Source organism: Pedobacter sp. SYP-B3415 (assembly GCF_004138205.1).
Taxonomy (GTDB): Bacteria; Bacteroidota; Bacteroidia; order Sphingobacteriales; family Sphingobacteriaceae; genus Pedobacter.
Map to the genome: position 1 here is coordinate 13,582 of NZ_RXNQ01000031.1, position 24,763 is coordinate 38,344.

The following is a 24,763-nucleotide window of genomic DNA, read 5'->3' on the forward strand; positions in this document are numbered from 1 at the left end:
TTGTCAATGCGTTCAGAAAGTAGTACATTCGTTTTTCATGATCACACTCAAATCGAAGCTTCCTCAGGTTGGCACTACCGTATTTACCGTCATGTCACAACTGGCAATGGAACACGGTGCAATTAACCTTTCGCAAGGCTTTCCCGATTACGATGCAGACCCCGAGCTGTTCAGACTGACGGAACGTGCCATGCGTTCGGGTCACAATCAGTATGCACCCATGCCCGGACTGATGAGCCTGCGTGAGCGCCTTGCCGCAAAAACTGAGCAGCTGTATGGAGCAAAGTATCATCCCGAAAGCGAAATGACTATTACCGCGGGCGGTACACAGGCTATTTTTACCGCACTTGCCACGGTCATCGCGCCCGGAGACGAAGTGATCATTTTTGAACCTGCGTATGACTGTTACGCGCCGACTGTAAAACTGTTTGGCGGACTGGTCAAACCGTACCAGATGCAGGCACCCGATTTCAGCATAGACTGGAGCATGGTGAAAAAACTTTTCAGTGCGCAAACCCGCATGATCATCATCAATACGCCGCAAAACCCGAGCGGCAAAATTTTCTCTGATGAGGACATGCAGGAGCTGGTTAAACTAATCAGAGACACAGACATCCTGATTATAAGCGATGAGGTGTACGAACATCTTGTTTATGATGGCAAACCTCACCTGAGCGTATGCACGTATCCGGAATTGCGTGAACGCAGTTTTGTTATTTACTCTTTTGGAAAACTGTTGCACGCCACCGGATGGAAGATTGGTTATTGCCTTGCCCCCGCGCATCTCATGGCCGAGTTCAGAAAAATACACCAGTTTAACGTTTTCAGCGTTAATACACCAATGCAATATGCTATAGACGAATACCTGAAAGAGCCTGGCCACTACCTGTCTCTGGCCGGTTTCTTCCAGGAAAAACGCGATATGTTCAGGAACCTGCTTCAGCAGACAGCTTTTACGCTGCTTCCCTGCGCAGGATCTTATTTTCAATGCGTATCTTACGAAAACATCAGCACTGACAACGATACAGACATGGCCATGCAGCTTGTCAGGGAATCCGGCGTAGCCGCAATACCCGTCTCTGCATTTTATACGGGCAAAAACGATCAGCATCTGCTTCGTTTTTGTTTCGCCAAACGAACTGAGACCCTGGAAAAGGCTGTTGACCAGCTTATTAAATACACAAACACCAAAGCTGTATGATGGAAAATCCCGACTACCAGAACATTCCCAACTTAAAAGTCACCATTTACCAGGCTTATCTGTTCTGGGAAAATACGGATAAGAATCTGCAGAATATCGGTCTGCGACTCAATATGGGTATTAAGGAAAAAACTGATCTCATTATTCTGCCGGAAATGTTCAATACCGGTTTCAGCATGAACGCGGCGCAGCTGGCCGAGCCGATGGACGGAAAAACCGTCAGCTGGATGCGCGAAACAGCAGCAAAATACGATTGTGTGGTTACGGGAAGCCTCATCATTGAAGAAAATAAACATTATTATAACCGCATGGTATGGATGCGGCCCGACGGAACGTATGCCCATTACGATAAGCGGCATCTTTTTGCCATGGGCGATGAACACCAGCATTATACAGCCGGTAAGGAAAAGGTGATCGTGGCGCTGAAGGGCTGGCAGATCAGGCTGGCCATCTGTTACGACCTGCGCTTTCCGGCCTGGAACCAGAACGTCGATGGCGAATACGATATCTTATTGCTCGTTGCAAACTGGCCCGACCGCCGATCCATGCACTGGCGCTCGTTAATCCAGGCCCGCGCGATCGAAAACCAGAGTTATGTAATCGGTGTAAACCGGGTGGGCCATGATGGCAACCAGGTGTATCACAGCGGTCATTCCATGTGCATTGACGCATACGGAAATACGGTTTACTATAAACCGGAAGATGAAGACATGTATACGCTGACCCTTAATTATGAGGAAATGATCAAAATACGCAGGCAGTTTCCTTTTCTGGCAGATGCCGATCGTTTTGAGATTATTGATTAGAGCCAGAATCTTCCTCTACAAGCACCCTGACACGCAGCGCTTTAAGTCCGTCAACACCCTGCAGTTCTTCAAGATCAAGCTGTTCAACTTCATCGGCAAGCAGGCCTTCATAATGAAGCGTGCGTATGTAATTCAGATACTCCCTGGCATCAGATTCATTGAAATATACAAGTGCAAGTGTACCTGGCTGGGTAAGCCGTTCGTTAGTATGCCTGATGTGGACTTTGTCTATCCGTTTTTTAACAACATGATACCTGATGTTATAACTCCCTTCTACATCAAACCGTTGTTCTTCCTGCCTGAAACTGATGTCTATCGGGTTCTCATAGATAAATATAAGCTGGGTTGTGCGCAGCGGCGTTGGCAGGTACGGCAAAAGCTTGTGCGTACCCTGTGCAATACGTGCCATTGCCCGAAGCTGTTTTAGCCGGTATATCCCGGGGAACGACTGTTCAAAGTTCCGGTCAGGCGCGATAGACTGGCCAAGGTAGATATCAAATTCATAACCATCTGTACGGAACTTCTCAAAGTAACCGGGAAACACCTCGTTCAGCTCCTTCTGCAGATCAATCAGTTTACTACCAATCAGCTGATTAACGGTCTGCATGCTTTTTTCCAGCCGCTGCCGGTGCTCAAACACCCTGCCCCGTTGCGGATGTGTAGACTCGAAATATGCATCGACAACATGATGCAGCTGCGGGTATGTGTCGCGCAGCTGGCGTAAAAAGGGCAGCATCTGCAGCCGCAGGTAGTCATCAAGTTTGAGCACCACACGGTCTGATATCTCTGACAATTCATCGCGGAGCCAATCGTCAAAGTTGACCATAACATCGTCCTTAAACGCTTCCGGCACCTGCCCTTTAATGTCTTTAAGGGTATCACCAAGCAACCTGAAGTGTTCGAAGAGATCCTTACGGATCGCATCATTTCGCTCTATCGTTGAATTCCGGATATCAATTGCGCCGTAAAAGGGATACACATCCTGGAAGCCGACCTGTTCAATAACGGGTTTGGCCGTGCCGTTATACATTTCATTCAGGTAATTGTAGGCGGCTTCGTTAAAACGCCACCTTACAGACTCCTGGATCGGTGTAAACTGGTCTGTAATCACGGCTGACACCTCGGTATCGAAGTCAAGGATGATGTTTTGAAGCAACTGCGCAAGCAGGTCTGACGCATGAGCCATTGTAGGCAGCAGGGCCGCCGTGAATACCGCAGGCTCCCTGCTGTATAATTCCACACAGCCGACAAAGCGGTTGCTGTAATAAAAAGGAAACAGCGCATATGAACGGATTCTGCCCACGCCCGCCAGCAGGGTCAGGACCGGACTGTCTGCCTGCTGTTTCTCAGAAATATCCAGAAAGATCAGCCTGCGCGGGTTGGCAATGTATTCCGTTACGAACTGCTCATAAACCGATTGTTTTTCTGTTTCATCGCCGACCAGGTCATAAATCACGCTATGCAGACCAAAATTATTGCGCAGCAGCGGCTTCCCGTTAATGTTAAAGAACGGAAGCAGATTGAAGCGTATCCGGTTGCTTCCGAACAAGGTCTGGAGGGCTGCTTCCAGGTGGTTTTTGTTGCTTGAAGTATCACAATCATTATGTGATATAATCATGTTTTTCACCGCATCCAAGGCGTATTCGGCGGTCACATCCTTTAGCGTGATCGCACAAAAGCCCTCAAACCTGAATTTATCAAGCGGGAAACGCTCGCGCGCCATAGCGAGTGCATCGACATCGCCACGCATAAATTCCTCGATCAGGTCCAGACCCGGCTGCGCAAGTGTTTCATCGGTATAAACATCGACAAACCGCCAGTCAATACTAAGCCGGTAATAGGTTTCGAGCCCGGTTTTGCTGTCAATGATGCGGTGAACCATGCTGCTGTACATGCCGGTTTTGACGTTGAACAGCCGTTCGGCAATAACGCCGTACAGGCTCATCATCTTCTTTTCTTCGGCTTTGTTCTGGTTCATGAGCGAAAAATTGCCGCCCGTTTGCGCTATGGCATCAATCGTTTCATAAAAGGCGTTGGTGCCATAAAAGAATTCTGCCTCGCCGGGTGCCGAGAGCGCCCACAACTGAGTCTCCTCATCTGTAAGTAAGGGCGAAAGTGCGGTGTAGATCACATCCAGTACATCTGTATAAGATGCAGCCTGCTCAATGGAAAGCGTTTTCTCAAGCTCCGGATATTCAGCCAGCTTGGCCAGCGCGTACCGGTAAAAGTTAGATTTTGGATGAGGAACGCCGGCCACCTTCTGTTTGAGGTGTCTGACAAAGGGGGCAAAACTTAGGTTTGACTGGATGGCGCAGTAAGGTGCCTGATCCTCGTAAATAAATTTGCGCAAACTTAAGATCTTATTTTGCATAACGCAGCTGATTCAAATTAAAAACGCATCCCCACCGTCAGGTATGGATACCAGCCTTCTTCCGAATGACCCATCAGGAATTTGACGACCGCAATTTGTGCCGGAGCAAAGTATGGTCCTCCGCCGAGGCCATAGTGCCATTTAGATGAAGCTTCTGCGGGTTCCCAAACCCTCCCGGTATCATAAAAACCGATCAGTCCGAATTGCCCAGGCAGAATATAGCTCGCAAAGTCCGCTAATTTTACGCGCATTTCCAAATTATTATACAAACTGTGCCGGCCGGCAAAGCGATATTGACGAAAGCCTAACAAATTATCCTGTCCACCCAGAAAAGCTGACTGATAAAAGGCAGCATGACCTATGCCGAAGGTTCCGCCGGTCCTGTTAGCAAGCACAATTGACCCGCGCATATTCAGGCTCTTATAGAGCGCCAGCTGCGGCATAATCTGTGCGTAAGACCGCGCGCCACCGGTTAGGCCTGCCCAGGCCTCGGCCCGAAAGCTGACATACACACCCCATTGCGGAAGCAGCCGGTTATTCCGCCCGTCCATCAGGTAATGCAGACTCAGCCCGGCATGCATTTTGTTTCGCCCGACAGACAGGCTGTCATAAGAGCCAAGTGATGAAGCCCTGCTGATGAAACGCCCCTCATTTTCCTCAGGATCAAGATGATAGTACTGAAGAGACGGCCCGACAAACAGCTGGCTGTTTGCACCCTGCCGCCAGCGCAGGGCAGTTTCAAGCGTATATAAGTTGAACCGCGTACGGTAAAATCTTTTGTAATCGCCCCTACGGTCAAATGGTGTTTCGTTGCCCCTGCCAAAAAAGTTCATTGTATTGTTTGGCGCTTTTATATTCAGCTGGGTGAGCAGATCTGCTTTTCCAAGCAGTTGGGTCCATTCGCCATTATATTTAAACTGGAAGGCTTCAGTTGCAAAGGCGTGCAGGGCAGTAAAGCGGTGCGAACTGGCAAAGGGCTCTTTTCTAAAGCCTTCCTGACGGGTATATTTATACGTGGCACCGAGTAGCAGCCCGTCATCCAGGTTCAGGCCGGCGTTTAATAAATAAACCGGCACATGATACAGATTAACGGGTACAAAAGCTGTATTCAGGCTGTCGTCTGATGACGTAATCCGGAGCCTGGATACCGCCGGACCTGTCAGCCTGGCTGCAGCTGTCGTTTTGTACAACCGTATATCGCCTCCGGCGGATGCCATATCAAATTTCTTATCCCCGCCTTTTGCTATGATCCGCAATCTGACCGGCGAGCCGTCCAGATCAACATGCACGCTGTCTTTTCCGTTGTTCAGGTAAAGCCTTATCTCCTTTGTAATCTGCGGGTCGAATGACTTGCTGACCAGCGAATCCCTAAGCTGCCCTTCTTTATTGATTTTGCGAACCAACAGACTGGCGCTGCCGTCCGGCATCGCCGTCAGGGAAACTGCTTCATTTTTATCGCTCAGCTGGATGTCTGCTATTTTGTTGATGAAGCGGTAAAACTTGTTCATTTCATCGGGCAGGATGGCGCGGCGGGCCTGCAGCGTATCAAACAGTTCTTTGTACCGCAGTTGGTAAGCCGGTTGCGGAAGCCTGCGCAGCCCTGCCTCAAAAACCTGGTCTGTCATGGCGTCTACAAACGATTGTGTCGTGGACTGCCATTGTTCGAGTGGCATAGGGACGAGAATCCTCGAGTCTGTCTGCCTGGCCTCCCAAAGATTGGTATTGATATCTTTGATCTCCTCAGCAAATCCCTGCATAAAAGGAAGCAGAGATTTTGCTGTAGCGTACCTGACGACAAGGCCTTCTGATTTATAGAAGACCTGGTCACGGTCGCGCGGAACAGGAAAATAATGTTTGTTTTTCCCGTCTTTCGTGTAACCCCAGCGCCACTGGTCGCCATGGCGGTCCCAGTCGCCGATGAGCACATCAAGCAGGCGGGCTTTCAGATACCCGGAACGGTCTATGGTATTGTCGTTGTCGCTGTTAAGGGCGTCGAGCATTTTTGGCGTATTGTCTGACTTTCCCGCTGGTTCCCGCTCTTCAAGGAGGGCTACAATACCACCGAATGTTTTATTATAAATACCCAGTGCATCTTCAGGTGCCACCACCCCGATAACGGGATTGCTGTGGGGAACACCGGCAGCGGCTGCCAGCGGCGGCACAGCAAGTGCCGAGAACGGATGCTGTGCCGACATCTGGTCTTCAACGATGTCTTTTGCAAATGTTTCGCGCAGGCGCTCAGGGATCAGCACATCCGGATATTTCTGAACGCTCCGCAGAACATACTCGCGGCCGGCAGAATCTGCCAGACGTAACGACCTCGACTGGTGCCCCCCGCCAGGTTTAAGCGGGCGCAATCCGCCGAAGGCTTCAGAGATGCGGATAACGGGCAGCGTTGTGACCTGGGCATATTCACGGCGGTAATTTTCGCCGAATAGCAGCCGGTGAAAACGGCCAACGCTGTCATACCGGGGCAGTAATGCACGCCTCATGCTATCCTGCGTAAACGAACGGTATATGGCCTGTTCAGCTGACTGCGTCTGGCTGTATGGCTTGTTATAAGCAAAAACCTCCCTGAAACCTGAGTCGGTCTGTGCATAATAAGTCAGCTGAAGTGATTTATCGCTCATCAGGTCTGCAGTAACAAAACCTGGCAATACCGACCCGTACAAACTATTGGCTCCCCGCGCCACAAAACTGTGTTTTGCACCTGAGCCGCTCACCACCTGTAAATCATCACCCTTCTTTATCAGCTGCAGGCCGTGGTCATGACCTGATACGTGGACCAAATTCGGAAAACCGGAGAAAACCCCGTCCACACGTTTGATCATTTCCCGGTACTGCGGATGTGGCCTGTCTTCCGGGTTCGGAAAGGTTCGCCTTAAAAAGGGATACAGCGAACCGGCTACCGGCAAGGGTATATACAGCTTAGGGCTGATGGCTGTAAAAGGAAACAAATGGTCTTTAAGGTTGTAGTAACCTCCATGCCGGCCGTAAGTCTGGAAAGGATGGTGCATGGCCAGCAGGATGACCTTATTACGATTTTTGTAAAAAAGTGCCTCCAATTTTTCTGTTACCTGGTCCTTTGTGCGACAGTCGCAGTCGGCGGTCGTTTCTTTTTCATGCTGAAAAAGCCACCATTCGCTGTCGAAAGCCACAATAACCAGATCCTTGCCCACAGGTATTTCTTCCGGCCCCGGACATCCGTCGGCCGGGATAGCCCGGAGTAACGAATCATGCTGACTTTCAAGGAAAGACCATTGCGCGCGCACCTTGGCGAGGCCCTTGTTTCCCATCCGGTCCCAGTCATGGTTTCCCGGAATAAAATCCACAGGGACACCGGCCGCCCTGAAAGGCTGGTACTGTGACCGGAGGATCGCTTCCGTTTCAGCGCGTTCTCTGCTGCCCGGTAAGCCCATGCCCCGCGGATAGATGTTGTCACCAAGATACATGACCCGGGTCCTTCCTGCTATCACTTTTTCAAGCGCTGTTGTGATCACTCCGCCCTGCTGCCGGTCCATTTCACCGGCATCGCCAATCAGGATTACGCGCTGCTCAACGCGCAGACGTTGCGCCCGCAGCAACCCGGGCAAACAAAACAGGCCGATAAGGATCCATTTATACATTTATGGGTGATATTTGAATTTTAAGATGTTGCCGGCCTCTATCTCAGCCCCCTCATTGGAGATGTAAAGGTTTCCTGACGGGTCGAAAGCGATGCCTTCAGGTTGATTAAAAACACTTCCGTCTAAGGCAAACTGGCTTTTTGCTTTCCAGTCTGCCCCGGCAACAACGATAAGTTTATTAAACGAGGAAAGAATAAACCAGTCGCCCGTAACCGGATGTCGGGCAAGCGCCGACGGCCTGAACGGTTCCGGTTTCTTTTTTTTCTTGCTGGCCCCCGTCTGGACGCCGGTCACACTGAACTGACCCGTAACAGTAATGCTATCTGCGGCAGCATTAGGCGTAAGCACATACCCGCCTGCGCTTCCAGCCTGGCTCCCCTTGCAGTTTTTACAAAGCATGTATAATCGCTTTTCATGCTGATCTGCATACAGGCCCTCATACTCACCTTTTGGGACGAGCTTTTTGTGTATCCTGGCTTCTTCCCCATCAGGTACCGCGGTTGCGGACGCGGGGAGGCTATAGATCTGACCATTGCTCTTCAAAATAAAAAAATGCTCATTGAGGAATGTTACATCTTCATAGTCGCCGTCGCCGGCAAAGCGGCTGTTTTTCTGGGCCTTCACCCCCCACTGCTGACGGAAAAGCCTTCCCTCTTCATCCTGTATCGAATAGATTGTGTCAGACTGGCCCGGGCGAAAGCAGATCCCTGAAATCTCGAGCAGGCTTTCGGGCATGACGAACTTTTCCGGCTTATTAAGGTCATACCCTGCCGGCGATGTGAATGTTTCCTTTTCCCGGCAGGCTGTTACGCCAAAGGAAAGCAGATATACATAGATGAGATAGCGAAGCTTCATAATCAAGGTGTCGTTGAATGCGTTTCTTTAATCACCGTACTTTGAGCAAGGAATTGATAAATTGCTGCCTGCGAGTCGACCGGTTGCTGACTGACGGCCATGGGAATGTTCTCCAACTCGCTGTCCAGCGTAACTGCCTGGAGGTTATCCGCCAGCTGCAGTCTGATCATTTCGTTAATCTCTTCTTTAAGGCGGGCATCTTTCAGCGGAAAACAAACTTCGATTCGGTTGTAAATATTGCGGTTCATCCAGTCTGCAGAACCAAGAAACAACTGTTCGCGAGCGCCCATGCCGAAAATGAAGATCCGCCCGTGTTCAAGGTATCGGCCTACAATACGGCGAATCGTGATATTTTCACTAAGCCCCGGTATACCCGGAATAAGACAGCAAATACTTCTGATGATTAACTGTACGTGCACGCCTGCGGCTGATGCTTCATACAACTTTGAGATCAGCTTACGTTCTTCCAGGTTGTTCATCTTCAACACGATACGCGCCGGCCTGCCGGCCGTGGCTTCACTGATCTCGCCATCTATAAGCTCCATAAATCGTTCCTGCAGGTTAAATCCGGCCACCAGGAGCTCTGAAAAATGCGGTACAGCTGCCTGTTTTCCTGAACGCAGAAACGCAAACAAATCACCTAAGCCCATAAGGAGGTCCTGATCAGCGGTAAGCAGAATATGATCTGTATAAAACCTGGCTGTCGTCTCATTCAGATTACCGGTTGCCATCAGGCCCAGATAGGGCATTGCGTTATTCCGCCGCCTGATCAAAGCAACCTTTGCATGCACTTTCTGATCGTAGCGGCTGTACACAATCGCCACGCCGGCGGCTTTCATTGTCTTCGCCCACCTGATGTTATTCGCCTCATCAAACCGCGCCTTGAGTTCAACAAGCACCGTAACGCGTTTGCCGTTCCTGGCCGCAGTGATCAGGCTTCCGGCAATTTTCGACTGGGTGGCAACTCTGTACAGCGTTACTGATATTTCCAGGACATCGGGATCTGTCGCCGCCTCATTAAAGAAGCGCAGCACCGGACTATAATCCTGGTATGGAGTGTGGATCAACAGGTCTCCTCTTTCAATCTCCTTATGAAGGCGCTCTGCAGCAGTTAGATCAGGTATTTCGGCAGGCTGTTGCACCGGATACGATGCAGCCCTGCCTCCTGCCGGTAAGGCAGCAAGATCCTTAAGATTATGATACCGGCCGCCGGCAACCACCATAGCCTTTTCCAGACCCGATGCGGCTATAAGGGCGTAGAGATGACGCATGCTGATACCCGGTTCATACAAAAGCCGGGTGGCCGTTCCAAGTTCACGCTGCTGCAGCCGCGCTTCCAGGATATCCGGCAGGCGCTCGCCATATTCCTCAGCAATGTTGAGCTCGGCATCGCGCGTTATTTTCATGTTGTATGCGCCGTTTATGGCATGATCAGGAAACAGGGCAGGCAGGAAAGAACGAATAATGTCTTCGATAAAAACAATGTGCTCACTGTCCTGGGTTGTGACTTTGACGAAGCGGCCCGCCTCCTCTGCCGGCACATAAACCTGATACAGGCATTCAGCACCGGTCCTGTCGGCAGTTACGACCAGTTGGCAAATCCTGTTATTGGCTACCGGCGGAAGCTGTTTCCCCGACTCTACCTTTGAAACTTGCAGTAAGCCCAGAATTTCATTAAAGAACACAGCGCGAAGCGATGGCAGCAGCGCTTCAGGAAGTTCGCTGCCATAATGGAAACTCAGGCCAAGTTCATTTAACTCAGGTATAATCGTTTGGGACAAGATCTGGCCAAAACGGGCCTGCTGTGCAGATATGCGTGTAGTTATTCGCGCCTGAACGTTTTCTTCGACAGCACGCTTATCCCGGCCGTTGGCGTGCAGCGCCATAACAACAGGCATCCTCACGCGATAAAATTCGTCGAGATTCGATGAGAATATAGACAGAAAACGAATTCTTTCCATTAACGGAACGCCAGGCTTGCCCGCTTCTTCCAGCACCCGGCCGTTAAAACCGGTCCAGCTCAAATCACGATTGTAAAATACCGGCCTTGTCATAATCAATAGTCTGCAAAGGCAGCGATAATAAAGGCGAGCACAGCGGCGACGATGCCAAACATAAACACATTATAGGCCACGCGGAGGTAACGGTATTTGTGACCAAGCACTACGCCCTGCGAATACACATCGCGGATGAGGCTTCCGTATAAAAAGTCCTTACTATCCATCATCTTATGCATGCCCATGCTGTAATCGTCCAGGCTCATGCGATAAAAATTCCCAAAAAAAAGCAGGTTTACCTTTTTCTGCTCGATGTCTTCATGACTGAACACGCCACGCGGAAGCGAAGGCCTGGTGGCCAGGATGGAAAAAACCATTGTTGTCACACAAACCAGCAGCAGCAAAAGGGTCGGAATGATCATTTGCGGTTCGTCTTCGATCTTACGCAGCAGAATACTGATTACAATTGACAAGATGATCGACGTCGTTGAAATCATAATATGGGCCTTGTTATCGGCCATATCACTCAGACGCTGATGGTTGCCCGAACTGATGCGGAACATGGTTTCGATCCCCCGCTCCGGCCGGTCAGACTTTGACTTTTTATTGGGCTCCGCGGCTTGTATCTCCGGCGCAGGCGCCAGCGCAGCTTTACCGGCTGTTTCGGCTAACTTTTCGGCACGCGCTTCGAGCCGCTTCAGGTTACGCGCTTTTCCGGCTTCCAGTTTTTGCCGGGCATAATCCGTGTGGTAACGGTGCGAACGGAGCAACGCGATGGTCTTTTCGCGCCATTTATCTTTATCAATTGTCTGCGCCGTGCACAATTGTGCTTCCTTACGCATCACCCGGTTCCGCTCTTTAAAATCCTCAGTCCCAAGATGAAAAAGATCTGCATCGCAAAGTATTTGTTCAACAAGCGTTTCCGGTCTTTGCGGTATCCTGGTAGCCAGGATGCATTGTTCGATCGCTTCAATGGTTCCTACGGGTACCGACAGGCGCTGCAGATATGCTTTCGCATCGGCCGCGCTTTGAAGTTCGTGTTCCCCGACGTTAGTGAGGTAGCCGATATCATGGAACCAGGCGGCAGCCATGACAACAAAAAAATCCTGATCGTTTAATTTATAATGTACGGCCAGTTCAGAAGCATGGCGAACAACAGACTCTGTATGTGAGAGGTTATGATAAACCAGGTCAGCATTGGCGGCAACCGCAAACCGGCCCGCAATTTCCTGCCTGATCCCTTCGAGCAATTCAGGGTAATTCATGTGCTAAATATACAGGAATTTACATGCTGGCGGATAAAATTTATCCATCAGCATGTGAATTCGCAAGCCCTGGTCCTATGCATTTAGAAAATAAGTAGGCAGCATTTCATGCTTATTTTTATCTTCGGGGGCGCGCTTTTACAGGCCGCAACGACACTTATTAATCAAACATGCTCAACAGACGAAAATTCATACAAGGTTCGGTCCTCTCAGCGTCGTTTCTGGCGGCGCAGAAAAGTTTCGGCGCAGCCATCCTGAAACCCGCTGCCGGGAAGCCGGTCGTCATTTCAACATGGGATTTTGGCATCCCGGCAAATAAGGCCGCCTGGACCATCCTGTCAAAAAATGGGGCTGCACTTGATGCGGTTGAAAAAGGTGTACGCGTGCCTGAGGCAGACCCTGCAATACAAACTGTTGGTTACGGCGGATTACCTGACCGGGATGGAAAAGTTACCTTAGATGCCTGCATTATGGACAATAATGGCAACTGCGGTTCTGTGGCCGGTATGGAGCATATCAAACACCCGATATCTGTAGCCCGCCTGGTAATGGAAAAAACGCCGCATGTCATGCTTGTAGGCGACGGCGCATTCCAATTTGCCCTTGAGAATGGTTTCAAAAAGGAAAACCTGCTTACGGCAGAGTCAGAGAAGGCCTGGAAAGAATGGCTGAAGAAAGCAAAGTATGAGCCTGTGATCAATATAGAGAACAAGACGTATAGAGTTGCACCTACCAGGTTACCGGGAAATCAATACAACCATGATACAATCGGAATGCTGGCACTTGATGCCCAGGGAAACCTTTCGGGCGCTTGTACAACCAGCGGAATGGCCTTCAAACTGCACGGTCGTGTAGGCGACAGCCCAATTATCGGTGCCGGACTGTATGTAGACAACGAGGTTGGCGGTGCCACATCAACCGGTGTAGGCGAAGAGGTAATCAGGAATGTTGGCAGCTTCCTGGTTGTCGAACTGATGCGGCAGGGTTATTCACCGGAAGCAGCCTGCAAAGAGGCCGTCATGCGCATCATCAGGAAAAAACCTGAAACCGCTAAAAATATACAGGTAGGTTTTCTCGCGCTGAACAAAAAGGGAGAATATGGCGCGTATGCTATCCAGAAAGGTTTCAGTTATGCGGTTTGCAACGCTGACAAGCAGGATACGCTTATTAAGGGTAAAAGCTACTATCAGTCATGAGGGGTATAGAAGTATGCGCAAATTCCCTTCCATCTGCACTTGCGGCGCAGGAAGGCGGTGCCATCCGGGTTGAATTTTGTGATAACCTGGCCGAAGGCGGTACAACTCCCTCTGCAGGACAACTGCAGCTGGCCAGAGAGATGCTCGGCATTGAACTGTGGCCAATCATCCGGCCGCGAGGTGGTGACTTCCTGTATACCGGTCTTGAGTACAGCGTCATGAAAGCCGATATAGAGTTTTGCAAATCAACTGGTTGTGACGGAATAGTTACAGGCATACTCGATCAGGATGGCAACATTGACCTGGCGCGTATGGCTGAGCTGATCGCACTTGCAGCCCCCCTGCCCGTCGCCTTTCACCGGGCATTTGACATGACAAACGCACCATGCCAGGCCCTTGAAGATTTGATCAGATTGGGTATTGTGCGCATTCTGACCTCTGGTGCCGGAAAAAGTGCTATAGCAGGTAAAGACACGATTGCCGACCTGGTCAGGCAGGCAGCCGGCCGGATCGAAATTATGCCCGGGGCCGGCGTAAACGCACAAAATATCGCTGAACTGGCAACGACCGGTGCAGAACAATTCCATGCTTCCTGTAAAGTACACATTCCGAGCAATATGTTATTCCGGAATACTGACGCATTGATGGGAAGTCTGACCGATGAATATAGTTTCGAGCAGACAACACCAGAAAAGGTGCGTGAACTTGTTGATGCCCTAAACAGCCTGCCGGCGCATGTTTATACAACCGGATAACCGGCCACCCCTGCGGCTACGGAATGTATGGAAACGAAATGCCCTTAATTTTGCTATAAAGTTCCACAGCGTAGAGATCGGTCATGCCTGAAACAAAGTCAAGCACACTTTGCACTTTCGAATAGGTATCTTCCCTTTCTGTGAGAAATTGCCCGGGGATTAATTTCACAAGCTTCTGATAGTAATGACCCTTGCCGTTTACCACCGCAGGGACGAATTCTTCGAGCAGGCCAGCCATCACTTTATATCCCGACACTTCTTTCTGAATAACCGAAGAGTAGTTGTAGATCTTTTTTACTGAAACGTCTGCAATGGTTTTCCAGGCCGACAAAAGCGGTTCAGGCAGGGCATCGGTCAGGCTGCTGTTAAAGGTACCGGCCAGAATTTCGTCCTGGTGTGTGTAAAACACGTCCGCGCATGTCATAATCAGGTTGTTGATTGCCTTGGCCCGTAACAGACTGACTTTAGCATCATCATCACTCATATCATTCTCCAGCCGGGCTTCCATGCGGTCGTCCCCGCAGATCGGCAGCAGCAATGATTTGATTTCGTCATAAGACAGGATTTTGAGCCGGTGTGCGTCTTCGAGGTCGACCACGCCGTAACAAATATCGTCTGCGGCCTCAACAAGATAAACAAGGGGATGTCTTTTGTAGATCGGTTGTACGCCGTCTTCCTTTGCAAGCTTCAGCTCTTCGGCAATCGCCGAAAAAGTCTCACGCTCTGAATAAAAGAAACCATATTTTTTCCTGTGGAGGATCTTCTTTTGTTTGCCTGCGTCTGAAGAACATGGATATTTCGCAATCGCGGCAAGCGTAGAATACGTGAGCGCGAACTGCCCGTTTCCCTTGCCATGAAATGAATGCGTCATGATGCGCAGGGCATTGGCATTCCCTTCAAAGCTGGCAAAGTCTGACCATTGTTCAGGCAGCAGGTCCGCTTCATACCGGCGGCCTTCCCCATCTGTAAAATACCTGGAAATGGCGGCTTCGCCGGAATGTCCGAATGCGGGATTGCCGATATCATGTGCCAGTGCAGCGGCGGCAACAATGTTTCCTGCCTCACTGATCAGGGGCAGTTCCAGATCAAGGTCAGGCCGGTCTTTCTTCAGGCGGTTATAAAAAATGCGTCCGAGCGAGCGCCCAACGCTGGCCACTTCAAGACTGTGTGTAAGCCGGTTGTGCACAAAGATACTGCCCGGCAGCGGAAAGACCTGCGTTTTATTCTGCAGGCGCCTGAATGGCGATGAGAAGATGAGGCGATCGTAATCGCGCTGAAACTGTGATCGGGCGGCGTCATCATCCTGATCAGGATTTGGCGCATATCCCCAACGGCGGCTTGATAAAAGGTCTTTCCATTCCATGCGGTGCAAAGGTATTTCATTTTTTTATCTGAGCAACTCCCATCGCCATGGACCATAGCTGATCGACATTGTCTCATGACCCATTTTATAAAGTCAAAATCGTATCTTTGCGCCCACTGATGAAGCACATACGTAATTTTTGCATTATTGCGCATATCGACCATGGAAAAAGTACCCTGGCCGACCGTTTACTTGAATACACAAAAACCATTACCCAGCGCGAAGCACAGGCCCAGTTGCTTGATGATATGGATCTGGAGCGCGAACGCGGCATCACGATCAAGAGCCACGCCATTCAGATGAACTATTCGCTCAATGGTCAGGACTATGTGCTCAATCTCATCGATACCCCCGGACACGTGGATTTCTCATACGAGGTATCCCGTTCTATTGCAGCCTGCGAGGGTGCTCTGCTCATCGTCGATGCTTCTCAGGGTATTCAGGCTCAGACTATTTCAAACCTTTACCTGGCTTTGGAACATGACCTGGAAATCATACCGGTGCTTAACAAAATGGATCTTCCCGGCGCAATGCCCGAGGAAGTAAAAGACCAGATCATTGAGCTCATCGGCTGCAAACGTGAAGACATTATTCCCGCTTCCGGGAAAACCGGAATGGGCGTTTTTGATATCCTTGAGGCCATTATTGACCGCGTGCCTGCGCCTGTCGGTAATCCTGAAGGGGAACTTCAGGCGCTGATCTTTGATTCGGTTTTTAATTCATTCCGCGGTATCATCGCCTACTTCAAAGTGGTAAACGGTGAAATTAAAAAGAACGATAAAGTAAAATTCATCAATACGGGTAAACAGTATCTTGCTGACGAAGTCGGCGTGCTGAAACTGGATATGTCGCCCCGCACTTCGATCAAAACCGGCGATGTGGGTTACATTATTTCGGGCATCAAAGAAGCCCGGGAAGTAAAAGTGGGTGATACGATCACTACGGTTGACCGCCCTGCGGCCGGGGCCATTCAGGGTTTTGAAGAAGTAAAGCCAATGGTATTTGCCGGTATTTACCCGGTTGATACCGAAGATTACGAAGAGCTGCGTGAGAGTATGCACAAGTTGCAGCTGAACGATGCCTCGATCGTTTTTGAACCTGAAAGTTCTGCCGCGCTTGGCTTCGGTTTCCGTTGCGGATTTCTCGGTATGCTGCATATGGAGATTATCCAGGAGCGGCTGGAGCGCGAGTTCGACATGACAGTGATCACGACCGTACCCAACGTTTCGTACATTGCCTACACGACCAAGGGCGAGGAAATTATTGTAAACAACCCCTCAGATCTTCCTGATCCAAGTAAGATGGATTTCGTGGAAGAGCCATACATCAAAGCAAACATCATTACCAAAGCCGAATTTGTTGGCCCGGTCATGAGCCTTTGTATTCAGAAACGCGGGATTATCGTTAATCAGTCATACCTGACGGCAGACCGTGTAGAGCTGATCTTCGAAATGCCAATGGGCGAGATCGTTTTTGATTTTTACGACAAGCTTAAGACGATTTCCAAGGGTTATGCTTCGTTTGATTACCACCAGATCGGGTATCGCAAGTCAGATCTTGTGCGTCTCGATATCCGCCTGAACCAGGAGCCTGTCGATGCCCTGTCTTCACTTATTCACCGTGCAAATTCTTACGATTTTGGCAAAAAGATCTGCGAGAAACTGCGCGAGCTTCTTCCGCGTCAGCAGTTCGAAATAGCTATCCAGGCTTCGATCGGAGCAAAAGTTATTGCCCGTGAAAACGTTCGTGCCTTACGCAAAGACGTTACGGCGAAGTGTTATGGCGGCGATATCTCGCGTAAGCGTAAGCTGCTTGAAAAACAGAAAAAGGGTAAAAAACGTATGCGTCAGGTCGGAAACGTAGAGATACCGCAATCTGCATTTATGGCGGTGCTCAAACTTGACTAATACTGAATTTAGAAATCGGCATCTGATTGATTATTAGACATTTATCACACTATAAATGTTGATTAAAAGACAGATGCCGCATATATCAACTTAAACCGATACCAACCTCTGGCCATGTAGCTGCCAGGCAAGTTCAACAGCGGAGTGCGCAGCCGGATCGTGGTGGGGAGTATTTCGCCGGAAATATTGCAAGGGGTTATTAAACCGATAAACCATGAACATCCTAGACGGAAAATTCGTATCTGAAAAAATCAAACTGGACATTGCTGAAGAAGCTGCAGCCTTTCTTGCTGAAGCAGGTCGTAAACCACACCTGGTGGCTATTCTGGTTGGCAATGACGGCGGCAGTGAGACCTATGTGGCCAGCAAAATGAAGAATTGCGAAAAAGTCGGTTTTCAGTCGTCACTGTTTCGCTTTGACACTACAGTGTCTGAAGCAGCGCTTCTGGAGAAAGTGCGGGAGATTAATGCAGACCCGGGTGTTGACGGACTCATTGTTCAATTGCCGCTACCGAAACATATTGATCCGGAAAAAGTGACAGAAGCGATTGATCCGAAAAAGGATGTCGACGGTTTTCACCCGATCAATCTGGGCAGAATGGTCAGAAACCTCCCCTGTTATCTGCCGGCTACGCCTTACGGGATTATGCTGATGCTGGAGGCCTACGAGATTGATACCACAGGCAAACATTGTGTTGTTGTCGGACGAAGCAACATTGTCGGCATGCCGATGAGTATCCTTATGGCCCGCAACGCCAATCCGGGAAATTGCACAGTGACCCTTACGCACAGCCGAACCAAAAATTTGAAGGAACAGGTTCTGCAGGCCGACATCATTGTAGCAGCTATTGGAAAGAAAAATTTTATTACGGCCGATATGGTTAAAGCGGGCGCCGTTGTTATCGACGTGGGTATAAACAGGGAACCATCAGATCAGACGAAGTCAGGATTTAAGTTGTTTGGTGATGTCGACTTTGAAAATGTTGCACCGAAATCATCATATATTACTCCGGTACCCGGCGGTGTAGGCCTGATGACAATTGTAGGCCTGCTGAAGAATACGCTTGCATCGGCCAGAAAAGAGATTTACGGCTAAGATAATCGGTGGCAGGACCACAAGCTATCTGATGATATACATAAGCACATTGAACAGACAATGGAGAAGAAAGTAACCGGTATTGGCGGCATATTCTTTAAGTGCAAAGATCCTGCTGCCATGAATGAATGGTACCAAAAACATCTGGGCATTCCTGTCACTGCCTATGGTGCTACCTTTAACTGGCGGGATGAGCAGAATCCGGAAAAAACGGGATCAACGGCCTGGAGCACCTTCCCCGCCGACACAGCCTACTTTGCACCTTCACAAAAAGATTTCATGATCAATTATCGTGTTCATGATCTCGAGCTGCTCGTTTCAGAATTACAACGTGAGGGCATAAAGTTCACTGATGAAATTCAAACCTATGAGTACGGCAAGTTTGTGCACCTTCTCGATCCGGAAGGCAATGCTATTGAGCTTTGGGAACCCGTCGACTGATTGATCTGAAATCTTACCGGTTTAATTTGTTTGCATCCGCAGTTTTCATATGCCCGATTACAAACCGGAGCGGTTCCGGCTCATGCGGTGATACCGGAACGTCAGGCAAAATACCGAAGGGGTCTATAGCATCTTCGGGCAGATTGACGGTACGAACAGATGTTGGATATCGTAACGTAGCGCCGCCTACATCGATAACATTGCCGTTGAATCCATCTACACAGCCTGCTGTTGCCTGGCCATAGGTCCTGACACGCGGACTCGCTTTAGTCTTGAGCACAAACGTTTCGCCACTGCTGGCTGTCTGCGGGCCCATGAGGATAGCAACCTGAACTGGCTTTTCATGATAAGTATTAGCTGTTACCGGTGATGATGATACAGCCGTTAGCATGGTATCTCGCTGCAATGTGTCTTTTGAATTGAGGCTCTTTAGTATGCCAGTGCTTCTGAATAATTTCACATTTTCTTCGGTCATATAGTAGCCGACTTTTGGCATGACGACGGGCCCGCTCAGCATATACGGTAGCAGCGCCCTGTACGTCCGGTCGCTGCCGCCTCCATTATTACGGATATCAATGACCAAATATGCGCAGGATGCCAGCTTTTCTCTATTTTGACTTATCACACTGTCGACTACCGGAGCGTACCGAGGTGCGCAGCTGGGAAGCGTGAAGATGGCCGTGACACTATCATGCCAACTCAATGTCGGCCGGTATGGGTCATTCACAGAAAGCTCATGTAATGACGGCACCGGCGTACCAGGGCTGAGGGGTTCCATCCGCCGCCAGGCTATATCATCATTGTCTATCAGTGTATTACGACCGGTGAATCTGATTGCAGATCTAACGACTGTGGAATCGCGGCGATAGAAGTCCATCTCGTAAAAACCGTCTCGCTTCCAAAGGTGCATTTTCAACATTCCAGGTTTGAAAACGTTGTTATCAGATGATACAATCAGGGCATCAAAATGGCCATATATGTTTTTATCAGGAATGATTACTGCTCGATAGCCTTCCATTTCCCAGAGGCCTTCTATCGAATCTTTCGCAATTTTTTTATCCGCCCATCTGGAACGGGCAATTTTTAAGTTCAGCTGTTTACTGATATAACTGATTTTTTCGCCAGTCGGATTGACTATTACCCAGAGGTGCCTATCATTAAAGAATTTAACCCATTCGTCCATCAGCGCCTGGCAACTTCGACTGTCAGCCACGTGCTGCGCCTTTTCCAGGTAAACGGAATTGAATGCGTGATAAGAATACGAATTGGACCGCGTAACCTTCGTTTTAAATAGCGAATAGTTTGCGGCTACCGCTTTTATGCTATTACGCAATACCTCTTGGCAATTACAAGGCCTAGCTTTAGCGCTGTTGAAACAAAAAAGGAAGACAAGGGAATAAAGAATCAGTTTAAAACGCATGCATTGCAAAAGTAAACTTTAAGAGCAATGTTTACATTTTCGCCGGCATTTTTACGTGCGCCAGGTTAGATGATTCAAGCATTGATTATACATCCTCTATCACCGAGCCACTCTTTCCAATCACAAATGCCCTTAAGCTGTGCAGCTTACCATCGCGGAGGCGCCATACGTCACAATACCGGTAATATCTTGTTTCACCTCTTTCCTCTTTCAGGCTGATCTCTCCTACCGCTGTTAATAAATCTCCATCAGCGATCAGATCTTCGACTATAAATTCCGGTGGCTCTAGATAGGTTTCATTGATATACCTGCGCACCGCCTCTTTGCCGCGAAGCGTCTGTTCACCGACAAATTCCCATACGGTATCATCTGTACAATAGGTCAGGAATTCTTCGTGGTTGCCGGCCGTTATCGCCGCATTTGCCTTATGGAGTAGATCTTTGTTTGTCATGATTTATGCTGGTTTAACGACAGTGGCATATGGTTACAAGTTTACAGCCTGTCTTAGCATGCTACCCGTGTATACGGCTACAACAACTTTAGTATCCCGGGTGTTTGCAAGCCGGGAAAATCCCTCTCCAACGAATTGTCACAAACCGCCCGCTCATTTGGCGCAAGCGACCATGGCACTAACCGCCTGTGCAACGTACATTTGATAAACAAAACACCTCAGCAATGAATCAAAACATCATCGCATGGTTCGAGATTTACGTGAAGGATATCGAACGCGCAAAAAAGTTTTACAACGCAGTTATCGGAACAAATTTTATTGACAGCAATCCGCCTGGCGAATCGGACGAAGGCATGAAAATGGCATTTTTTTCGCCGATGGAAAATCAGGGTGTCTCCGGGGCCTTGATTGAGATGCCGGGAACAAAAGAAGGCGATGGACATTGCGTAAATACTATGGTGTATTTCCCGTGCGAGGATTGCAGCGTTGAGGAAGCGCGCGTTGCCGGGGCCGGAGGCACAGTCAGCAGGCCAAAGTTTTCTATCGGCGAGTATGGTTTTTGCGCTATCTGTGTTGATACAGAAGGCAATCCATTCGGATTATTTTCAATGAGTTAGTCAGGCCGCAACGACAAAAGGCCTCCATCTTGAAACGGAGGCCTTGATACGTGATTCGACCGTTTGCATCAGTTGAAGGAGCGTCTGAATTCGAGCGGAGACAGATTTGTTTTTGTTTTGAACAGCTTGCTGAAAGATTATGGATGTTCAAAGCCAAGAGCATAAGCCACTTCCCCAACAGTCAGCCGTGTAGTCGATAACTTTTCTTTCGCCTTTTCCATGAGCTTGTCATGAATGTGCTGCTGCGTGTTCCGGCCGGTGAGGGTCCTCAGCATGTCGCTCAGGTAACCCGGAGAAAGATTCAAACTTTCCGCCAGAAACTGGACGCTGGGCAGGCCCCGGCTCAAGGCCTGCTCGTCATTAAAGTAGCCATTCAGGATGTCTTCAAGTCGCTGCAGCAGGTCAGTGCTGGCAGCTTTGCGCGTAATGAACTGGCGGCGGTAAAAGCGGTTTGCATAGTTCAGGAGCAATTCAAGTTGCGCTATGATCACATTCTGACTAAAATCATCGATGCGACTGTTCAGTTCTTCTTCCATAAATTTAAAAACTGACATGATGGTAGCCTTTTCGGTTTCTGAGAGGTGCAGCGCCTCGTTGGTGGTGTAAGAGAAAAACGCATATTGACCAATTTCTTTGGCGATCGGATGTCCAAGAAAGAAGTCCGGATGAATAAGTAATGTATACTCAGAGCAAACGGCCTCCTCGTTCTCCAGATGTCCCATGATTTGTCCGGGAGCTGCAAACAGCAGTCCGCCCTCATCGAAATCATAATAGCCCTGCCCATAGCGCAGCTTGCCGGAAAGTTTTGGTTTGTATGAGATCTTATAAAAACCTAAGACATGCTGTGCAGGTATTCCGAGTGCAGACCAGGATGGCGCCTGCTTGATCATGCTGATCAGCGGATGCAGCGGCGCTGTTATGCCAAATGCCCTGTGGGCATCAGCCAGGGTATCAAACCTGAGCAGATTTTTTTCTTCTCTTTTCATCACCATCAAAGTTAATGATATCAATTGATCCGGCGCCGCGTTCAGGACTGCCGCCCGTTTAAAGACTGCGCAGAAACTGAGACAGCATCCCATTCTTCCCATACGGCCAGGCGTTCGGCATAGGCCGCTCTTACCCAGGGCAGGTTTTCGCTGCCAAGGTGGAAGCGCAGGGGCGGACTTTCCGCGTCCACTACTTTAAAGAGCGCTTGGGGCGTAGCCAGCGGATCACCCTTTGGTAACGTTTGAAGTGACTGAAAAAACTGCTCTTTCACACCTGCATACATATCCATTCCTGCAGCGAAACGAAGCGAATCCTGACTGGCGAACTCAGTAGCATAGGCGCCGGGTTCGATGATCGTCACCCTGATGCCGAATGCCTGCACCTCGGCAGCAAGACTTTCATGTATGGCCTCAAACGCCCACTTCGTTGAGCAGTAATAGCCGATAACGGGTAAGGTGACATGGCCCAGATTACTTGATGTACCAAGAATATGACCGCCGCCCTGCTCTCGTAGTATGGGCAATGCAGCCTGGATAACAGCCAGCGGACCGAATACATTGGTTTCATACATAGCCTTAACTTCATCAGAATGTGCTTCCTCAATCGTTCCGACCAGCGAATACCCTGCATTGTTTAATACGATATCCAGCCTTCCGAAATAATCATATGCCTGTCGCACGGCTTGTGCGGCTTGCGTTGGATTCGTTACATCCAGCTCGATCAGCAATACATTCTCGCCAAACTGTTCTTTCAACGGCGCCAGACTTGCAGGGTTACGTGCTGTTGCTGCTACCTTATCCCCCCTTTGTAATGCTGCTTCTGTCCATACCCGCCCGAAACCACGCGAGGCTCCGGTGATAAACCAGACCTTACTTTTTAATTCATTTTTCATACCTGTAATTTTGATGTAACAAAGTTCTTTAACAGTTCATCAGACGATGTAGCCAAATCGGGAAGTTTTGTAGCCGGATTGCGGATTCTTCAAACGATTGTATACTTGTGTACGTTGTTATGACGCTAGCGCGCGATAGATGTATGCCGAAATTCAGGACAAGCAGCGGATTCGACTATGAAAAAATATGCAAATGAACACGGAGATTCAGGCGTAACGGGCTATGAGGCCGGTTCAGGATTTATCCGCGTACGTTTTGTTAACGGCATTACCTACGAGTACACAAATGCCAGCGCCGGCGCCGCAAATATAAAGGCCATGACTCGCTGTGCAGAAGCCGGTCGCGGACTGGCGACATACATACAGCGGCATGTTAAGGATAGGTTTGCAAGAAAAATAACCGGCGAAAAATGAGCGTAGTTGTTGCAGATCCGGGTAACCACCACTATAAAACCACGCACTATGCCCAGCTAAGCAAACAGCTGATCAGCAATAAGCCCGAGTATAAATCCACCAAGGGTACCTGCCGAACCGATAATAATAATTGGAATCGCTAATAAAGTCATTATCTGCGGCTGACTCTTTCTGATCTGAATAAAGTGTTTTGAAAGATCTATGCTGCCTGATGACAATGCAGCGGCGAGCCTATGCTGTATGCCGCTTAGACCAGAGCCAGGCTCCAGCTCAAGCAAATACCTGTCAGCCGGTGCCTCAAAGGTGAACAGTTCCATTCGACCCTCGTGAAAATTACTGGTTTGCATGTTGAGCAGTGAGCGGGAAAGCAGGATTATTTCGCTCGTGCGTGCATTACGAATAACAGGCTTGTAATTGCCGGCGGGCGTTAATTTCAACAGCGGAGATTTTTGCCAGATTGAAAAACGACCAGCTTCCGTTAGGGTAAAAGTCCCGGTCGTTTGCGTATACGGAATGTCGAGCACGAGTGAACCGTTAAAGCCCTTTCTGAGCAGCCTGATACCAGTGACCAGCAGATATATCCCTGTTGGAACACAACAGAAAAAAAGAATCCGGATGAGAAGAACTGACATAAAAACTTGATTTGGTAATCATCGGCAAATGCAGGCGGCCAGACAGTTAACAAACCCATTAATACTGAAAAAAGTTTGCGCCAAACGGCATGGACTGGTTCAAGTTGTTGTGAAGAGCCCGCGCGCGCATTTAAATATCTTTTAAAGGATATTCAACCGGAATGCCCTTATAATTAAACATTTCTTTTATTTTTGATCTACCAATCTAAACAGACTATGATCACGAAACAAGACCATAAAGCGCTCACGCTTGAACAGCTTTATGAAAAGCGACAATTGATAAAAAGAATTCTTACCGGCCTTGGTGCAGTTATGCTGCTTGCCTTTGCTGCGTTATTGTATCTGGCTTTTACAGATCCAAAACTCAGGTACCTTGCCGCGATTGCGTTTACCTTGTTTCCTGTCTACCTGCCGAACCTCATCAACCTGATGATGATTAATAAAGAAATTAAACTACGAGAGGCTCTATAA

General features: G+C 49.1%; 21 protein-coding genes. 10 read left to right on the top strand and 11 right to left on the bottom strand.

Going from position 1 to position 24,763, the window contains the following annotated elements; all coding sequences use genetic code 11:
• Positions 1–37: 37 nt before the first annotated feature.
• Positions 38–1,201: a methionine aminotransferase gene (locus tag EJV45_RS10430; protein WP_129715623.1), complete on the top strand. Its 1,164-nt coding sequence runs from the start codon at positions 38–40 to the stop codon at positions 1,199–1,201.
• Positions 1,201–2,007 carry an amidohydrolase gene (locus EJV45_RS10435; RefSeq protein WP_370291346.1) on the top strand — a complete coding sequence of 269 codons (807 nt, stop codon included), beginning with the start codon at positions 1,201–1,203 and terminating at the stop codon, positions 2,005–2,007. Before EJV45_RS10430 ends, EJV45_RS10435 begins: the two co-directional genes overlap by 1 nt.
• Here the strand turns inward: EJV45_RS10435 and EJV45_RS10440 are convergent.
• The 5 genes from EJV45_RS10440 to EJV45_RS10460 are packed head-to-tail and all read right to left on the bottom strand — an operon-like array spanning position 1,997 to position 12,121.
• A complete protein-coding gene (locus tag EJV45_RS10440) occupies positions 1,997–4,378 on the bottom strand; it encodes a GAF domain-containing protein (protein ID WP_129715624.1) in 2,382 nt (793 codons plus the stop codon). The genes EJV45_RS10435 and EJV45_RS10440 overlap by 11 nt on opposite strands.
• Positions 4,379–4,395: 17 nt before the next feature.
• The gene (locus EJV45_RS10445; RefSeq protein WP_129715625.1) at positions 4,396–8,004 is read right to left on the bottom strand and encodes a BamA/TamA family outer membrane protein; all 3,609 of its coding nucleotides are present in this window, start codon (positions 8,002–8,004) and stop codon (positions 4,396–4,398) included.
• Positions 8,005–8,859 carry an SdiA-regulated domain-containing protein gene (locus EJV45_RS10450; RefSeq protein ID WP_129715626.1) on the bottom strand — a complete coding sequence of 285 codons (855 nt, stop codon included), beginning with the start codon at positions 8,857–8,859 and terminating at the stop codon, positions 8,005–8,007.
• A 2-nt stretch (positions 8,860–8,861) separates the two neighbouring features.
• Positions 8,862–10,913: a polyphosphate kinase 1 gene (ppk1, locus tag EJV45_RS10455; protein ID WP_129715627.1), complete on the bottom strand. Its 2,052-nt coding sequence runs from the start codon at positions 10,911–10,913 to the stop codon at positions 8,862–8,864.
• A 2-nt stretch (positions 10,914–10,915) separates the two neighbouring features.
• Positions 10,916–12,121 (bottom strand): Pycsar system effector family protein, encoded by a 1,206-nt coding sequence (locus tag EJV45_RS10460; RefSeq protein WP_129715628.1) that lies wholly within the window; start codon positions 12,119–12,121, stop codon positions 10,916–10,918.
• A 170-nt stretch (positions 12,122–12,291) separates the two neighbouring features.
• Between EJV45_RS10460 and EJV45_RS10465 the strand changes: the two genes are divergently transcribed.
• Positions 12,292–13,317: a N(4)-(beta-N-acetylglucosaminyl)-L-asparaginase gene (locus EJV45_RS10465; protein WP_129715629.1), complete on the top strand. Its 1,026-nt coding sequence runs from the start codon at positions 12,292–12,294 to the stop codon at positions 13,315–13,317.
• Complete coding sequence (locus tag EJV45_RS10470) at positions 13,314–14,072, top strand: copper homeostasis protein CutC (protein WP_129715630.1); 759 nt, start codon at positions 13,314–13,316, stop codon at positions 14,070–14,072. The genes EJV45_RS10465 and EJV45_RS10470 overlap by 4 nt, the downstream gene beginning before the upstream one ends.
• Positions 14,073–14,088: 16 nt before the next feature.
• Here the strand turns inward: EJV45_RS10470 and EJV45_RS10475 are convergent, their stop codons facing one another.
• The gene (locus EJV45_RS10475) at positions 14,089–15,435 is read right to left on the bottom strand and encodes a deoxyguanosinetriphosphate triphosphohydrolase (protein WP_129715631.1); all 1,347 of its coding nucleotides are present in this window, start codon (positions 15,433–15,435) and stop codon (positions 14,089–14,091) included.
• A gap of 119 nt (positions 15,436–15,554) precedes the next feature.
• Between EJV45_RS10475 and lepA the strand changes: the two genes are divergently transcribed.
• The 3 genes from lepA to EJV45_RS10490 all read left to right on the top strand — a co-directional run bounded on the left by lepA (position 15,555) and on the right by EJV45_RS10490 (position 18,879).
• Positions 15,555–17,342: a translation elongation factor 4 gene (gene lepA / locus EJV45_RS10480; protein ID WP_129715632.1), complete on the top strand. Its 1,788-nt coding sequence runs from the start codon at positions 15,555–15,557 to the stop codon at positions 17,340–17,342.
• A 214-nt stretch (positions 17,343–17,556) separates the two neighbouring features.
• On the top strand, positions 17,557–18,438 hold the full coding sequence (locus EJV45_RS10485; RefSeq protein WP_129715633.1) for a bifunctional 5,10-methylenetetrahydrofolate dehydrogenase/5,10-methenyltetrahydrofolate cyclohydrolase: 882 nt from the start codon (positions 17,557–17,559) through the stop codon (positions 18,436–18,438).
• Positions 18,439–18,498: 60 nt separating this feature from the next.
• On the top strand, positions 18,499–18,879 hold the full coding sequence (locus EJV45_RS10490; protein WP_129715634.1) for a VOC family protein: 381 nt from the start codon (positions 18,499–18,501) through the stop codon (positions 18,877–18,879).
• Between the two features lie 13 nt (positions 18,880–18,892).
• Here the strand turns inward: EJV45_RS10490 and EJV45_RS10495 are convergent, their stop codons facing one another.
• Together EJV45_RS10495 and EJV45_RS10500 are read right to left on the bottom strand one after the other, a co-directional pair.
• On the bottom strand, positions 18,893–20,212 hold the full coding sequence (locus EJV45_RS10495) for a S41 family peptidase (RefSeq protein WP_165305033.1): 1,320 nt from the start codon (positions 20,210–20,212) through the stop codon (positions 18,893–18,895).
• A 172-nt stretch (positions 20,213–20,384) separates the two neighbouring features.
• Positions 20,385–20,750, bottom strand: coding sequence for a nuclear transport factor 2 family protein (locus tag EJV45_RS10500; RefSeq protein ID WP_129715636.1), 366 nt, complete (start codon positions 20,748–20,750; stop codon positions 20,385–20,387).
• A 224-nt stretch (positions 20,751–20,974) separates the two neighbouring features.
• On the opposite strand from EJV45_RS10500, the gene EJV45_RS10505 reads away from it, so the two are divergent.
• Positions 20,975–21,367, top strand: a complete 393-nt coding sequence (locus EJV45_RS10505) for a VOC family protein (RefSeq protein ID WP_129715637.1) — start codon at positions 20,975–20,977, stop codon at positions 21,365–21,367.
• Between the two features lie 137 nt (positions 21,368–21,504).
• On the opposite strand, the gene EJV45_RS10510 is transcribed toward EJV45_RS10505, so the two are convergent.
• Positions 21,505–22,353 (bottom strand): helix-turn-helix domain-containing protein, encoded by an 849-nt coding sequence (locus tag EJV45_RS10510; protein WP_370291313.1) that lies wholly within the window; start codon positions 22,351–22,353, stop codon positions 21,505–21,507.
• Between the two features lie 41 nt (positions 22,354–22,394).
• Positions 22,395–23,246, bottom strand: coding sequence for an SDR family NAD(P)-dependent oxidoreductase (locus EJV45_RS10515; RefSeq protein ID WP_129715638.1), 852 nt, complete (start codon positions 23,244–23,246; stop codon positions 22,395–22,397).
• 177 nt (positions 23,247–23,423) lie between these two features.
• Between EJV45_RS10515 and EJV45_RS10520 the strand changes: the two genes are divergently transcribed.
• Positions 23,424–23,660, top strand: a complete 237-nt coding sequence (locus tag EJV45_RS10520; protein WP_129715639.1) for a hypothetical protein — start codon at positions 23,424–23,426, stop codon at positions 23,658–23,660.
• Positions 23,661–23,716: 56 nt separating this feature from the next.
• Here the strand turns inward: EJV45_RS10520 and EJV45_RS10525 are convergent, their stop codons facing one another.
• Positions 23,717–24,292 carry a hypothetical protein gene (locus EJV45_RS10525; RefSeq protein WP_129715640.1) on the bottom strand — a complete coding sequence of 192 codons (576 nt, stop codon included), beginning with the start codon at positions 24,290–24,292 and terminating at the stop codon, positions 23,717–23,719.
• A gap of 216 nt (positions 24,293–24,508) precedes the next feature.
• On the opposite strand from EJV45_RS10525, the gene EJV45_RS10530 reads away from it, so the two are divergent.
• Complete coding sequence (locus EJV45_RS10530) at positions 24,509–24,763, top strand: hypothetical protein (protein WP_129715641.1); 255 nt, start codon at positions 24,509–24,511, stop codon at positions 24,761–24,763.